The 14816-nt window shown below is 59.7% G+C and carries 15 protein-coding genes; 13 read left to right on the top strand and 2 right to left on the bottom strand.

Annotation, left to right across the window (positions count from 1 at the left end; all coding sequences use genetic code 11):
* Positions 1-268 precede the first annotated feature (268 nt).
* From oscA to ACSFE6_RS19250, 5 genes are all read left to right on the top strand, one after another.
* Positions 269-451: a sulfur starvation response protein OscA gene (oscA, locus tag ACSFE6_RS19230; RefSeq protein WP_022643503.1), complete on the top strand. Its 183-nt coding sequence runs from the start codon at positions 269-271 to the stop codon at positions 449-451.
* A gap of 142 nt (positions 452-593) precedes the next feature.
* A complete protein-coding gene (locus ACSFE6_RS19235) occupies positions 594-1607 on the top strand; it encodes a sulfate ABC transporter substrate-binding protein (RefSeq protein ID WP_435429075.1) in 1014 nt (337 codons plus the stop codon).
* A 205-nt stretch (positions 1608-1812) separates the two neighbouring features.
* Complete coding sequence (cysT, locus tag ACSFE6_RS19240) at positions 1813-2631, top strand: sulfate ABC transporter permease subunit CysT (RefSeq protein WP_053160682.1); 819 nt, start codon at positions 1813-1815, stop codon at positions 2629-2631.
* Between the two features lie 13 nt (positions 2632-2644).
* Positions 2645-3517 (top strand): sulfate ABC transporter permease subunit CysW, encoded by an 873-nt coding sequence (gene cysW / locus ACSFE6_RS19245; protein WP_435429076.1) that lies wholly within the window; start codon positions 2645-2647, stop codon positions 3515-3517.
* A 4-nt stretch (positions 3518-3521) separates the two neighbouring features.
* Positions 3522-4511, top strand: coding sequence for a sulfate/molybdate ABC transporter ATP-binding protein (locus ACSFE6_RS19250; protein WP_435429077.1), 990 nt, complete (start codon positions 3522-3524; stop codon positions 4509-4511).
* A 91-nt stretch (positions 4512-4602) separates the two neighbouring features.
* On the opposite strand, the gene ACSFE6_RS19255 is transcribed toward ACSFE6_RS19250, so the two are convergent.
* Positions 4603-5124, bottom strand: coding sequence for a DUF962 domain-containing protein (locus tag ACSFE6_RS19255; RefSeq protein ID WP_435429078.1), 522 nt, complete (start codon positions 5122-5124; stop codon positions 4603-4605).
* An 85-nt stretch (positions 5125-5209) separates the two neighbouring features.
* On the opposite strand from ACSFE6_RS19255, the gene ACSFE6_RS19260 reads away from it, so the two are divergent.
* Positions 5210-5896, top strand: coding sequence for a Crp/Fnr family transcriptional regulator (locus ACSFE6_RS19260; RefSeq protein ID WP_435429079.1), 687 nt, complete (start codon positions 5210-5212; stop codon positions 5894-5896).
* 135 nt (positions 5897-6031) lie between these two features.
* Here ACSFE6_RS19260 and ACSFE6_RS19265 read toward each other — a convergent pair whose 3' ends face one another.
* Complete coding sequence (locus tag ACSFE6_RS19265; protein WP_435429080.1) at positions 6032-7036, bottom strand: AraC family transcriptional regulator; 1005 nt, start codon at positions 7034-7036, stop codon at positions 6032-6034.
* A 100-nt stretch (positions 7037-7136) separates the two neighbouring features.
* Between ACSFE6_RS19265 and ACSFE6_RS19270 the strand changes: the two genes are divergently transcribed.
* The 7 genes from ACSFE6_RS19270 to ACSFE6_RS19300 all read left to right on the top strand — a co-directional run bounded on the left by ACSFE6_RS19270 (position 7137) and on the right by ACSFE6_RS19300 (position 14642).
* On the top strand, positions 7137-8210 hold the full coding sequence (locus tag ACSFE6_RS19270; protein ID WP_435429081.1) for a fatty acid desaturase: 1074 nt from the start codon (positions 7137-7139) through the stop codon (positions 8208-8210).
* 456 nt (positions 8211-8666) lie between these two features.
* Positions 8667-9248 carry an alpha/beta hydrolase gene (locus tag ACSFE6_RS19275; protein WP_435429082.1) on the top strand — a complete coding sequence of 194 codons (582 nt, stop codon included), beginning with the start codon at positions 8667-8669 and terminating at the stop codon, positions 9246-9248.
* Positions 9249-9301: 53 nt separating this feature from the next.
* On the top strand, positions 9302-10225 hold the full coding sequence (locus ACSFE6_RS19280) for a sigma 54-interacting transcriptional regulator (RefSeq protein WP_435429083.1): 924 nt from the start codon (positions 9302-9304) through the stop codon (positions 10223-10225).
* A gap of 262 nt (positions 10226-10487) precedes the next feature.
* Positions 10488-11270, top strand: a complete 783-nt coding sequence (locus ACSFE6_RS19285) for a MetQ/NlpA family ABC transporter substrate-binding protein (RefSeq protein ID WP_368556474.1) — start codon at positions 10488-10490, stop codon at positions 11268-11270.
* 422 nt (positions 11271-11692) lie between these two features.
* Entirely contained in the window at positions 11693-12643 is a 951-nt protein-coding gene (gene speB, locus ACSFE6_RS19290) for an agmatinase (RefSeq protein ID WP_433739309.1), read from the top strand.
* Between the two features lie 9 nt (positions 12644-12652).
* Entirely contained in the window at positions 12653-13075 is a 423-nt protein-coding gene (locus tag ACSFE6_RS19295) for a YybH family protein (protein WP_435429084.1), read from the top strand.
* A 55-nt stretch (positions 13076-13130) separates the two neighbouring features.
* Positions 13131-14642 carry a purine-cytosine permease family protein gene (locus ACSFE6_RS19300; RefSeq protein WP_435429085.1) on the top strand — a complete coding sequence of 504 codons (1512 nt, stop codon included), beginning with the start codon at positions 13131-13133 and terminating at the stop codon, positions 14640-14642.
* Positions 14643-14816: the final 174 nt, after the last annotated feature.

Genomic DNA, 14816 nt, shown 5'->3' on the forward strand with positions numbered 1-14816 from the left:
CCCCTCCTACCCCCCCTCTCCCCCCCCCCCCGCCCCCCCCCCCCCCCCCCCCCCCCCCCCCCCCCCCCCCCCCCGCTCCCACAGGGGTTTGTGTGCGTTTGAAAGTAATAAATCCCCGCAAACCCTTGTCCCGCCAAATAATCTCTTCTGGTTATATAAACATTCTTAAATAGTCTTTTTAAGAATATCCGCGCCTCTCTACTATTGGTTTCACGCCGCAAGCAGTGCCGCCACTGCCAGGCAACCTCTCAGTCGAAGGAGCAGCACCATGAGCGCATCTCTACGTAGCGTTGACGGCCAGGACGAAGCAACCATCCTGCGTGAAATCCAGAGCGCCCTGCGCGATCTGCGGTTTGGCGCGGTGGAAATCACCGTGCACAACGCCCAGGTGGTTCAGATCGAACGCAAGGAAAAATTCCGCCTTCAGCAACCAGGCAACAAACCGAGCTGAGGTGAAAGATCAAAAGATCGCAGCCTGCGGCAGCTCCTGCAAAGGATGGCCGGGGGCTGCCGCAGACTGCGATCTTTGAGCGGTACCCGGTTTCAGATCATAAGAAAAGCCAACACATTCAAGAATTCCAGGAGCTTTCACCATGTCGTCGATTCGCCATTTCGCCTTGGCCGCCCTGGCCAGTGCCCTGTTTGCCGGTTCCGCAGTTGCCAAGGATTACGAACTGCTCAACGTGTCGTACGACCCGACCCGTGAGCTGTACCAGGATTACAACGCCGAATTCGTCAACTTCTGGAAGAAAAGCAATCCAGGTGACACCGTCAAGATCCAGCAATCCCACGGCGGTTCGGGCAAGCAGGGACGGGCGGTAATCGACGGTCTGCGTGCCGACGTAGTGACCCTGGCCCTGGCTGGTGACATCGACGAAATCGCCAAACTCGGCAAGACCCTGCCGGCCGACTGGCAGAAGCGCCTGCCGGAAGCGAGCACACCTTACACCTCGACCATCGTGTTCCTGGTGCGTAAGGGCAACCCTAAAGGCATCAAGGACTGGGGCGATCTGGTCAAGAACGACGTCTCGGTCATCACCCCGAACCCGAAAACCTCCGGTGGTGCGCGCTGGAACTTCCTCGCGGCCTGGGCCTATGGCCTGAAAGCCAACGGCGGTGACGAGGCCAAGGCCAAGGAATACGTGCAGACCCTGTTCAAGCACGTGCCTGTACTGGACACCGGTGCTCGCGGTTCGACCATTACATTTGTGAACAACGGCCAGGGTGACGTATTGCTGGCCTGGGAAAACGAAGCCTTCCTGGCGCTAAAAGAAGACGGCGGCGCCGACAAGTTCGACATCGTCGTGCCTTCGCTGTCGATCCTCGCCGAGCCGCCGGTGGCCGTGGTCGACAAGAACGCCGAGAAAAAAGGCAACGAGCAGATCGCCGAAGCCTACCTCAAGCACCTGTACAGCCCGGCGGGCCAGGAAATCGCGGCGAAAAACTTCTATCGTCCACGTGACAAGGATGTTGCCGCCAAATACGTCAATCAGTTCCCGAAACTGGAGCTGGTGACCATCGACAAGGACTTTGGCGGGTGGAAAACCGCGCAGCCGAAGTTCTTCAATGACGGCGGCGTGTTCGACCAGATTTATCAGGCGCAGTAATCCTGATGCCAATTGGCTATTGTGTTTAGCCTGTGGGAGCGAACTGTGGCGAGGGGATTTAGCGAAACGTCGCACCGCCCCGTTGGACTGCGCAGCAGTCCCATTTTTTGGGGCCGCTTCGCAACCCATCGGGGATAAATCCCCTCGCCACAGCTCGCTCCCACATGATTGCACTTGGCAGAACAATATTTAACCAAGGACTTTTATGTCGCGTCGTATCTCCCCCGTCATACCCGGCTTCGGGCTGACGCTGGGCTACACCTTGGTGTACCTCAGCCTGATTGTGCTCATACCACTGGCGGCGATGTTCGTGCATGCCGCTCAACTCACCTGGGATCAGTTCTGGGCAATCATCTCGGCACCACGGGTGCTGGCGGCGTTGAAGCTGAGCTTCGGCACCGCACTCTACGCCGCAATCATCAACGGCATCATCGGCACGCTGCTGGCCTGGGTGCTGGTGCGCTACACCTTCCCTGGACGCAAAGTCATCGATGCCATGATCGACTTGCCTTTCGCGTTGCCCACTGCAGTGGCTGGTATTGCATTGACCGCGCTGTACACCCCGACCGGCCTGGTCGGTCAGTTTGCCGCGGATCTGGGTTTCAAGATTGCCTACACCCCTTTGGGCATCACCCTTGCCCTCACTTTTGTGACACTTCCATTCGTAGTACGTACCGTACAGCCAGTATTGGCCGATATTCCCCGTGAAGTGGAAGAAGCGGCGGCGTGCCTGGGGGCGAAACCGTTGCAGGTTTTCCGCCATATCCTGGTGCCGGCGCTGCTGCCTGCCTGGTTGACCGGGTTCGCGTTGGCCTTTGCCCGTGGGGTCGGCGAGTACGGTTCGGTGATTTTCATCGCCGGCAACATGCCGATGAAAACCGAGATCCTGCCGCTGCTGATCATGGTCAAGCTCGACCAGTACGATTACACCGGCGCTACCTCCATTGGTGTACTGATGCTGGTGGTTTCCTTCATTCTGTTGCTGCTGATCAACTTGCTGCAGCGGCGCATCGAAACCCCATAAGGAGGCGCAGAACATGTCCCAATCGTCTATTGCTGCCGCTTCCTCGGCCAACGCTGCCCGCCGTGGCAGTGCCACCTCGCGCCGCATCCTGATCGGCCTTGCCTGGCTGATTTTTGCGCTGTTTCTGTTACTGCCGCTGTTCATCGTGGTGTCCCAGGGTTTGAAGAATGGCCTGGGTGCGTTCTTCACCGCGATCTTCGAGCCGGACGCGTTGTCGGCCCTGAAGCTGACGGTGATCGCCGTGCTGATCTCGGTGCCACTGAACCTGGTGTTCGGCGTCAGTGCCGCCTGGTGCGTGAGCAAATACACCTTCCGTGGCAAGAGCATGCTGGTGACCCTGATCGACTTGCCGTTCTCGGTGTCGCCGGTGATCGCCGGTCTGGTCTACGTGCTGATGTTCGGCGCCCAGGGCCTGTTCGGTCCGTGGCTGCAGGATCACGACATCCAGATCGTCTTCGCCTTGCCGGGTATCGTGCTGGCGACGATTTTCGTCACCGTGCCATTCGTGGCCCGCGAGCTGATTCCGCTGATGCAGGAGCAGGGCACCCAGGAAGAAGAGGCCGCGCGCCTGCTAGGGGCCAATGGCTGGCAGATGTTCTGGCACGTCACCGTGCCCAACATCAAATGGGGTTTGATCTACGGCGTGGTGCTGTGCACCGCGCGGGCCATGGGTGAGTTCGGTGCGGTGTCGGTGGTGTCCGGGCACATTCGCGGGGTGACCAACACCTTGCCGCTGCATGTCGAGATCCTCTACAACGAATACAACCACGTGGCCGCGTTCGCCGTGGCGAGCCTGTTGCTGATCCTGGCGCTCTTCATCCTGCTGCTCAAGCAGTGGAGCGAAAACCGTATTAACCGCCTGCGCGCCAGCGCCGCGGAGGAATGATTTCATGTCGATCGAAGTGCGTAATGTCAGCAAGAATTTCCATGCGTTCAAGGCGCTGGACGACATCAGCCTGGATATCCAGAGCGGCGAGCTGGTCGCGCTGCTGGGGCCGTCCGGTTGCGGCAAGACCACGCTGCTGCGGATCATAGCCGGCCTGGAAACACCGGATCAGGGCAACATCGTGTTCCATGGCGAAGATGTCTCCGGCCACGACGTGCGCGATCGCAACGTCGGTTTCGTGTTCCAGCACTACGCTTTGTTCCGCCACATGACGGTGTTCGACAACGTCGCATTCGGCCTGCGAATGAAACCGAAGAACCAACGCCCGAGCGAGAGCCAGATCGCGACCAAGGTCCACGAACTGTTGAACATGGTGCAACTGGATTGGCTGTCGGATCGCTACCCGGAACAACTTTCCGGTGGCCAGCGTCAGCGTATCGCCCTGGCCCGTGCCCTGGCGGTGGAGCCCAAAGTGCTGCTGCTCGATGAACCCTTCGGCGCCCTCGACGCCAAGGTGCGCAAGGAACTGCGCCGCTGGCTGGCGCGTTTGCACGAAGACATCAACCTGACCTCGGTGTTCGTGACCCACGACCAGGAAGAAGCGATGGAAGTCGCCGACCGCATCGTGGTGATGAACAAGGGTGTGATCGAGCAGATCGGCTCACCGGGCGATGTCTACGAAAACCCGGCCAGCGATTTCGTGTACCACTTTCTCGGCGACTCGAACCGCCTGCATCTGGGCGAAGACAAACACGTGTTGTTCCGCCCGCACGAAGTGTCGCTGTCGCGGCATGAGCTGGAGGATCACCATGCGGCCGAGGTGCGGGATATCCGTCCATTGGGCGCGACGACCCGGGTGACCCTGAAGGTCGAAGGGCAGAGCGATCTGATCGAAGCGGAAGTGGTGAAGGATCACGACAGCCTGATCGGGTTGGCCAAGGGTGAGACCTTGTTCTTCAAGCCCAAGGTCTGGCAGAAAGTCGCCAACATCTAAAGCAAAAGCTTCGCGAGCAGGCTCGCTCCCACAAGGAAGTCTATGTGTACATAGACTTCCTTGTGGGAGCGAGCCTGCTCGCGAAAGCGATCTAAACAGCAGCGCGATTCGGATTGATCCGCACGCCCCCCGCCCGCGCCTCGATCTGCTCTTTGAGCTCATGGCGCATCCCCAGCATGAACGCCAGCTCAGCGACCACAAACAGAGGCCCGACAATCAACCCCGACACATCATCGACAAACGCCGGCTTGCGCCCCTCGTAGTGATGGCCGACAAACTGGATCGCCCAACCCACCACAAACATCGCTACACCGCTGCTCAACCAGACCAGCGTGCTTTGCTGCGCCAGTACCTGACCCGCCCAGACACATAGCCCCAGCAACACCGTCATCAGCACCCCGAGGCGCAGTTCCAGGCGCAGGTAGAACCAGGCCGACGCCAGCGACACCAGCACCGCCGGCGAAAGCCAGCCTCCGGCCCATTGCGGACGGGACAGCAACACCGCGACCGCCACGACGATCAATGGAATGCCGACAAAATGGGTGGCAATGTTGCGCGGGTCACGGTGATAGGCGGCGTATTGACTGAGATGGTCAACGAGGCTTTTTTTCATTGTTATTCCTCCTGTAGGGTGACTGATCTTGCCTCGCGGGCCGTTTCACGCTCTGTCAGCCAGGCGACAATCTCTAGGAGTTTTCATGGATATGCAGGTCTGGCGTGCGCGCCTGATGCGCGGTCAGTGGTTCAGCCATCTGCCTGTTTCCCTACAGGATAGTCTGCTGAATGCCGCGCGGGCTCGGCAGTTGCCTGCAGGCCAATGCCTGTTCCAGCGCGGTGATCCGCCCTGTGGCCTGTACGCCGTACTCGAAGGCGCGGTGCGCATCGGTGCCGTGAATGAACAGGGTAAGGAGGCGCTGCTGAGCCTGGTGGAGCCGCCGCACTGGTTCGGTGAAATTTGTCTGTTCGATGGCCAGCCGCGTACCCACGATGCGTTTGCGGCCGGTCCGTGCACGCTGCTGCACATCCCGCAAACCGCACTGCTCGCATTGCTCGACCAACAGCCGGCGCACTGGCGACAACTGGCGCTGCTGATGAGCCAGAAACTGCGCATGACCTTCATCAATCTCGAGCAGTTGAGCCTGATGCCGGCCCCGGCACGCCTGGCGCATCGTTTGCTGATGATTACCGAAGGCTATGGCCAGCTCGACGAACCACGACGCGTCCTGCAACTGCCGCAGGAGCAGCTTGCTGCGATGTTGTCGCTGTCTCGACAGACCACCAACCAGATCCTCAAGGAGCTGCAAGGGCAGGGGATTATCGGACTGAGTTACGGCGAAATCGAAATCCTGGATGCTGTGCGATTGCGGACTTTGGCCGCGATCTGACAGGCCCCTTCGCGAGCAGGCTCGCTCCCACAGTGGTTCGGCATTGTTGGCGGACTTTGTGTTCACTGAAGATCACTTGTGGGAGCGAGCCTGCTCGCGAAGAGGTCAGTCCAGACAATCCATCTCCCGGATCCGTCAGCGCAACCCATCCCGAAATTGCCCCGGCGTCATCCCCGTCCAGCGCTTGAACGCGCGACTGAAACTGCTGGTATCGGCAAACCCCAGCAAATAACTGATCTCACTCAACGACACCTGCGGATCGCGCAGGTGCAGCAGGGCCAGGTTCTCGCGGCTTTCGTTGAGCAGCGTATCGAACCGACAACCCTCATCCGCCAGGTGCCGTTGCAGGCTGCGCAGGCTCAGGTGCAGGGCCTTGGCGATGTGTTCGGCGCTGGGCTCGCCCTCCGGCAGTTGCTCTTCGATGGCGTCGCGGACCTTGCGCTCCCAGGTCAGCGGCTTGAGCTGCGCCAGGGTGCGCTCGAGCACGGTTTCGTTGTGCTCGGCCAGTTCCGGATTGGCATCGTCCAGGTGGCTGTCGAAATCGACGAGCGCGAACTCCAGCCGATCTTCGTCGGTGGAAAAGTACACCGGTGAGCGGAACACCTTGTGCCATTGATGGGGGTCCGCCGGCTCCGGACGACGCAGGTACACCGCCAATGGGGCGTAGTCGCGGCCCAGGCGATTGCGGCAGGTACGCACGTAAATGGCGGTGAAGGCGTCGATGGCTTCGAAGGCCGGGGCGAGATTGCCCACAGGGATTTTCAGGCGGAACAGGTAGCGGTCTTCGGCGCGGGTCAGTTCCAGTTCCAGGGCATCGCTGACCACCTGGTGATAACGCACGATGCGCTCGAATACCTCGCGCAAACTGCCGCTGGCCACTAGCGCATAACCGAGGGCGTGGAACGTCGTAGGGCTGACGAAGCGCGAGACACGCAAGCCAATCGCCGGGTCGCCGCTGGCCTGTACCGCCAGCTCCCACAGGCGCGTGGTGCCGGACAACGGGTAGCGGGCGTTGGGGTCGTCCATCAGTTGCGGGTCAAGCCCGGCTTGCCGGCACAGAGACGTGCTGTCGAGGCCCAGGGCATCGAGTTGCTTGCGCAGTGCGCGGGTCCAGCTGGCGAGGGAGGTCGGTTCAGTCATGCAGATTGGCGCTTCCGGTCAACAGGTTGGCGTTCACGGCTACCGCTACGGGAGCATGCAGCGGGCAGGATGCGAACATCAATAACCAGAGGATGGAAGCATGCACGGTACTTCTGCAAGCCCCCAGCGACTGAATGCAGCACAGCGATCAGCGCATATTCGTGAGGTGGTGTTGGCCAAGGGCGTCGAATTGCGCGAACGCTACCCGATTCTCAAGCACCAGGACGCCTTGGGCGCGGGCATTCTGGCCTGCGCGCTGGCCGGGATGATCGGTTCGGCGGTGCTCTACATGACCGGGCACATGGCGTGGTGGGTATGTCTATTGCTCAATGGCTTCTTTGCCTCGTTGACCCACGAGCTGGAACACGACCTGATTCACAGCATGTACTTCCGCAAACAGCGGGTGCCGCACAACCTGATGATGGGCCTGGTCTGGCTGGCGCGTCCGAGCACCATCAACCCGTGGATTCGCCGTCATCTGCACCTCAATCATCACAAGGTTTCCGGAACGGAAACCGACATGGAAGAGCGGGCGATCACCAACGGCGAACCCTGGGGCATCGCACGCTTGCTGATGGTTGGCGACAACATGATGTCGTCGTTCATTCGCCTGTTGCGGGCGAAAACCCTGGCGCAAAAAATCAGCATCGTCCAGCGCACGCTGAAGGTCTACGCACCGCTCGCGCTGGCGCATTGGGGCGCGTGGTATGTGTTCCTCGGCTTCCACGCCACCAATGGCGTCGCACATCTTTTGGGCGCACCGATTGAGTGGTCGGCGACCACGCTATCAGTGATGCAGGTCATCGACATCGCGGCGGTGGTGATCATCGGCCCGAACGTGTTGCGCACGTTTTGTCTGCATTTCATCAGCTCGAACATGCATTACTACGGCGACGTGGAGGCGGGCAATGTGATGCAACAGTGTCAGGTGCTGAACCCTTGGTGGCTGTGGCCGTTGCAGGCGTTCTGCTTCAACTTCGGCAGCACCCATGGCATTCATCATTTTGTGGTGAAGGAACCCTTTTACATCCGCCAGATGACGGCATCGGTGGCACACAAGGTGATGCGTGAAATGGGCGTGCGCTTCAATGATTTCGGCACGTTCGGCCGGGCGAATCGCTTTGTGCGCAAGGAGGCGACAGAGCCACAGCAGGCGCGTGCCGCTCAGGTCTAAGGCATGCACTCAACCCGGAAACCCAGAGGCGAAGGCCTTCGTCATCAATTTGACCCAAAAGGGCGTTAGGTTGTGACGCAAGCAACGATGATTGACGGATGACGTGGGGTCATCGGCTTATTCAATTAAGGTCTATCAAAGTAATTAAATATTCCTTTATTGGATAACCAATTTCGCCAATCATCAGCGCCAGGTTGTTGAACAGATTCTGAGTTTCCGGGGCCGTCTCCTTGGCAGGGTGCGGCCCCTTTTTTTTACAGAAGCAGCAGCAAGCTCCAAGCTTCAAGCTGCAAGAAAAAGCTCCTGGCTTTGAGCTTGCAGCTTGCAGCTTGCAGCTTGCAGCTAGAAACTTAAAGCTTCTTTTAGGTTATTAATAAATAGCTTCTTATTCCTTAACGAATATAACTCTCCTGCCTATACTCGACCGGGAACAGACACGCAGCAGGAGAGTTCCCCATGCGCAACGAATCAATTCGCTACCTGATTGTGCCGGGCTGGCAAGGATCGCCAGAAGACCATTGGCAAAGCCACTGGCAGAACAGTCTGCCGAACAGTGGACGGGTGGAGCAGGCCGACTGGCTGACGCCGCGCCGTGAAGACTGGGTCGCGGCATTGGCCGAGGCGATTGCCGCCGACAGCACGCCGGTGATTCTGATCGCTCATAGTCTTGGATGCATAACCGTGGCGCATTGGGCCGCGACTGCCCCCGTACAGTTTTTGCGTCAGGTTCGCGGTGCCTTGCTGGTCGCGCCTGCAGACGTGGAGCGCCCGGCCTGCGCACCGGCGTTGCGCAACTTTGCGCCAATTCCCACTGACTTGTTGCCATTTCCTAGCCAGGTCGTCAGCTCCGACAACGACAGTGCTGTCAGTGCGCCAAGGGCGCTGGAGCTGGCGCGCAACTGGGGCGCGGAGGCGGGGATCCTCGCGGGTGCCGGGCACATCAACGTGAAGTCCGGCCACCAACGCTGGGAGCAGGGCTTTGCCTATCTTTATCGCCTGCAAAACCGCATGGAACACCACGCCCTGCGCCGTGCCTGACCCCTTTTTTTCAACGCCCCCCGTCTCCCGGCGGTTTTGGGCGGGAGACTGCCATGAGCTTTGAAACCTTCGGTCAGCCGTTGCTGACCTTTCCCGACGCCGAAAAAAGTCCCCTGAGCATCCGCGCCAAGGCGCTGGTGTTCGTCGATCCACGTTCGCGTCAGTTGCGTCAGGAGCTGGAGCAACTGGCACCCCGTTCGATTTCCGTGCTGATCCGTGGCGAAACCGGCACCGGCAAGGAGTTGCTGGCGCGGCACATCCATCGCGCCAGCGATCGCGGCGGGTTGTTCGTCTCGGTCAATTGCGGTGCGATCAGCCCGACGTACGCCGATGCGGAATTGTTCGGGTATGCCGCCGGCAGTTTCAGCGGTTCGGCCAGCAGTCGTGCCGGCTGGTTCGGTTCGGCCAATGGCGGCACGTTGTACCTGGACGAGATCGGCGACTTGCCGTTGCCGATTCAAATCAAATTGCTCGCCGCCCTGGAAAATCACGAAGTCACCCGTGTCGGGGCGCATCAGCCGAGCCCGGTGGACGTGCGTCTGGTCGCCGCCACCAGCATCGACCTGGCCCAGGCCGTCGCCGCCGGAAAATTCCATGAGCGGCTCTACCACTACCTCAGCGAAGGCCAGCTCGAACTGCCGGCACTGCGCGAGCGGGTGGGCGACATCCTGTCATTGGCCGAATATTTCCTTGGCATCTACAGCCAGCGCCTGGACCTGCCGGTGCCGCTGATCAGTGAAGAAGCACAGCGCGTGCTGGAACGGCACAGTTGGCCGGGCAATACCCGTGAGCTGGAAAACGTCATCCACTTCGCGCTGTTGGTCAGTAACGGTGATGAGATTTTGCCGGAGCATTTGAATTTGCCGGATGAGGGGCTGGGGCAGCTCAAGCATCAGCTCACGCAGATACTCGACAATGGAACTAACGTCGAGAAAGCCGCGTTGAAACAATTACTTAAGGACGTCGGCCTCCTGTAGGAGCGAGCTTGCTCGCGATGGTCGTCAACGATAACGCGGGTCTCCTGGATGCCCGCGTTGCTCTGGCGTCCATCGCGAGCAAGCTCGTTCCTACAGGAAATGCGCGGGCTAGAGCTATATGAGAAAAATGGAATATGAAAGTGAATAAAAGATATTGTTCGGGAATAAAAAATCCGGGTAATGTCCGCTTCACGCCAGCGATAGCACTTCACTGGCACTCGTATTGATAGCCGTCGTCACAAGCGACATATAAGGACACTGCATGAAAAAGGTTCTGTTGTTCACCGCACTGGCGGCTGCCCTGACCGCGGGCCTGGCCCAGGCTGGCGAGAAACTGGTGGTTGCGGCAACCCCGATTCCACACGCTGAAATTCTCGAACTGATCAAGCCAACCCTCGCCAAAGAAGGCGTGGACCTGGAAATCAAAGTCTTCACCGACTACGTTCAGCCGAACGTGCAGGTCGACCAGAAGCGTCTGGACGCCAACTACTTCCAGACCCTGCCGTACCTGAAGAGCTTCAACGAAGGCAAAGGCACTCACCTGGAAACCGTGATCGGTGTTCACGTTGAACCGTTTGGCGGCTACTCGAAGAAAGTCAAAACCCTGGCCGAGCTCAAGGACGGCGCGACCATTGCCATCCCTAACGAAGGCAGCAACAGCGGCCGTGCCCTGATCCTGCTGCAGAAGGCTGGCTTGATCGAGTTGAAAGACCCGAAAAATGCCCTGGCAACGCCGAAAGATATCGCCAAGAACCCGCACAACTTCAAGTTCAAAGAGCTTGAGTCCGCGATGTTGCCGCGTGTGCTGGATCAGGTCGACCTGGACATGATCAACACCAACTACGCGCTGGAAGCGGGCCTAAACCCGGCTAAAGACGCGCTGGTGATCGAAGGTGCTGATTCGCCTTACGTGAACTTCCTGGTGGCCCGTCCGGACAACAAGGACAGCGCCGCCATCCAGAAACTGGCCAAAGCCTTGACCAGCCCGGAAGTCAAAGCCTTCATTGAGAAGAAGTACAGCGGCGCGGTACTGCCGGCGTTCTGATTTTCCAGGTAAACCCCTTCAAGGTTTCCAACGCCGACGGCTGATATAGCGTCGGCGTTTTTTTGCGTGCACATTTCACATGGGACGAGCTTTTGTGGGGGGGGGGGGGGGGGGTGTGTGTTGGGGGGGGTTTTTTAGGGGACGTTCCCCCCCCCTGGTTTTCTTTTTTTTTTGGGGGAAACCCCCCCCCCCCCCCCCCCACAAAAGCCCTTTGAAACAAAATTTCCTATCCCTGGAGTGCGGCACATGGCCGCAAGTCTATCGCCCTGCCAGCCATTAGTTTAGAAAAATCTGAACTAAGTATTTGCCCGTAGCGATTCTTCCCGGCCACTACATTTCGCAGAATCGGCCCAAAGCAGGTGTCTATGCCTTCCGTGTGCGGCTGCCTGCATAAATAAAACAACGACGATGAGGCCCTACCCGTGGACAAGATTCTTCACCAACCACTGGGCGGCAACGAGATGCCACGCTTCGGCGGCATCGCCACCATGCTGCGACTCCCCCATGTACCTACCGCTGCCGGTCTGGACGCTGCCTTCGTAGGCGTGCCCCTGGACATCGGTACTTCGCTGCGCCCTGGCACCCGTTTCGGGCCACGCGACATCCGCACCGAATCGGTGATGATCCGTCCATACAACATGGCCACCGGTGCCGCACCGTTCGACTCGCTGTCGGTTGCCGACATCGGTGACGTGGCGATCAACACCTTCAACCTGCTCGATGCCGTTCGTATCATCGAAGAGGCCTACGACAATATCCTCGAGCATGATGTGATCCCGCTGACCCTGGGCGGCGACCACACCATCACCCTGCCGATCCTGCGTGCCATTCATAAGAAGCACGGCAAGGTCGGCCTGGTGCACATCGACGCCCACGCCGATGTGAACGATCACATGTTCGGCGAGAAAATCGCCCACGGCACCACCTTCCGTCGCGCCGTCGAAGAAGGCCTGATCGATCCGGACCGCGTTGTACAAATCGGTCTGCGTGCCCAGGGTTACACCGCTGACGACTTCAACTGGAGCCGCAACCAGGGCTTCCGCGTGGTGCAGGCCGAAGAGTGCTGGCACAAGTCCCTGGAACCGCTGATGGCCGAAGTTCGCGAGAAAGTCGGTGGCGGTCCGGTGTACCTGAGCTTCGACATCGACGGTATCGACCCGGCTTGGGCGCCAGGTACCGGCACCCCGGAAATCGGCGGTCTGACCACCATTCAGGCCATCGAGATCGTTCGCGGCTGCCAAGGCCTCGACCTGATCGGTTGCGATCTGGTAGAAGTCTCGCCCGCTTATGACACCACCGGCAACACCTCGCTGCTGGCCGCCAACCTGCTGTACGAAATGCTCTGCGTACTGCCTGGCGTCGTCCACCGCTGAGGATTGGTCATGACCGAACGCGATCAGGTCTTGAAAGCGGCCGCCGACCTGGTGTCCGCCTTCGCCCGTAACGATCGCGAAGCCTACTTCGGCGCGTTCAGCGCCGATGCCAGCTTCGTGTTCTACACCCTCGAACAGCCCCTGCTGTCTCGCGATGCCTATCAGGCGTTGTGGGACAGCTGGCGTTCCGAGGATGGCTTCGAGGTGCTGTCGTGCACTTCAAGCAACGCCTTTGTCAGCCTGCAGGGTGACGTGGCGATTTTTATCCATGACGTGGCCACCGAGCTGCGCATGCAAGGGGAGCAACACTTCAGCCAGGAGCGCGAGACGATTGTTTTCAAAAAACAAGCGTCTGGCCAAGAACAACAAGGCCTTTGGCTGGCCTGTCACGAACATTTGTCCGCTATGCCGGAAGGGCTGCCAACCCCTTAGCCAACACAGGTGACGCTCACGCACGATGAGCGCGCCTTTATGATCGGAGCAGATCATGAATAACAAAAACAACGACCAAAGCCTTACGCAAATTGAAACCCACGGGGTCGAGCAGATCCCGGACAACGAACGCACCGCAGGCCCGACGGACTTGTTCCGGATGATCTTCGGTGGTTCGAACACCTTTGCCACCGCCGTGCTCGGCAGTTTCCCGGTGCTGTTCGGCCTGTCATTCCAGGCCGGGGCCCTGGCGATTGTGCTGGGCGTGTTGCTGGGTTCGCTGATCCTCGCGCCGATGGGTCTGTTCGGTCCGATCAACGGCACCAACAACGCCGTGTCTTCCGGTGCACACTTCGGCGTGCACGGGCGCATCGTCGGTTCGTTCCTGTCGCTGTTGACCGCCATCGCCTTCTTCTCGCTCTCGGTGTGGAGTTCGGGTGATGCGTTGATCGGTGGTGCGAAACGCCTGATCGGCCTGCCGGAAACCGACTTGACCCTGGGCCTGGCCTACGGCCTGTTCGCGATCCTGGTGCTTACTGTATGCATCTATGGCTTCCGCTTCTTGCTGTGGGTCAACAAGATCGCGGTATGGAGCGCCAGCCTGTTGTTCCTGCTGGGCGTGTTCGCCTTCGCCGGTCCATTCGATGTGAACTACGCCGGCACCGTGAACATGGGGCAGCCTGGTTTCTGGGCCGCCTTCATCGGTGCCGCGCTGGTGGCCATGAGCAACCCGATTTCCTTCGGTGCGTTCCTGGGTGATTGGTCGCGCTACATTCCGCGCGAGACGTCCAAGCGCCGGATCATGGCGGCGGTGGTGATTTCGCAGATCGCGACCTTCATCCCGTTCCTGTTCGGCCTGGTCACCGCCACCATCGTAGCGGTCAAGGCACCGGACTACATCGCGGCCAACAACTATGTCGGCGGCCTGCTGGCGGTTTCGCCGAGCTGGTTCTTCCTGCCGGTGTGCCTGATTGCGGTGATCGGCGGCATGTCCACCGGCACCACCTCTCTGTATGGCACCGGACTGGACATGTCCAGCGTGTTTCCACGGGTCCTGTCGCGAGTCAAGGCCACGCTGCTGATCGGCGTGTTGTCGATTGCTTTCATCTTCATCGGGCGCTTCGCGGCGAACCTGGTGCAGAGCGTGTCGACCTTCGCCGTGCTGATCATCACCTGCACCACTCCATGGATGGTGATCATGATCATCGGCCTGCTGGTCCGCCGTGGCTTCTACTGCCCGGATGACCTGCAAGTGTTCACCCGCGGCGAAAAAGGTGGCCGCTACTGGTTCACCCACGGCTGGAACTGGCGTGGCCTGGGTGCCTGGATCCCGAGCGCGGCCGTCGGCCTGTGCTTCGTGAACCTGCCAGGACAGTTTGTCGGACCACTGGGCGAAATGGCCGGTGGTATCGACATCAGCCTGCCGGTGACCCTGGGCCTGGCCTCGGTGGTGTACCTGATGCTGCTGAGCCTGTTCCCGGAATCGACTGCGGTGTTCGCCCCCAATGATCCACGCAGCAAGAGCACGGATTCGCTCGCTAAACCGGCGATGCGACAAGTCGCCTGATAAACGCATTACCTGTGGTCAACGGATGACTTGTGGGAGCGAGGCTTGCCCGCGAAGAACGATGACGCGGTCTGCCTGACGGACCGCGGTGCCCCTTTCGCGGGCAAGTCGGGACGCCGCATCGCACGCTCCCACAGGGATTGATGTTTGCTCAGGAATTGATTTTTAGTTTCA

The organism is Pseudomonas baetica (assembly GCF_051216495.1).
GTDB lineage: Bacteria > Pseudomonadota > Gammaproteobacteria > Pseudomonadales > Pseudomonadaceae > Aquipseudomonas > Aquipseudomonas baetica_B.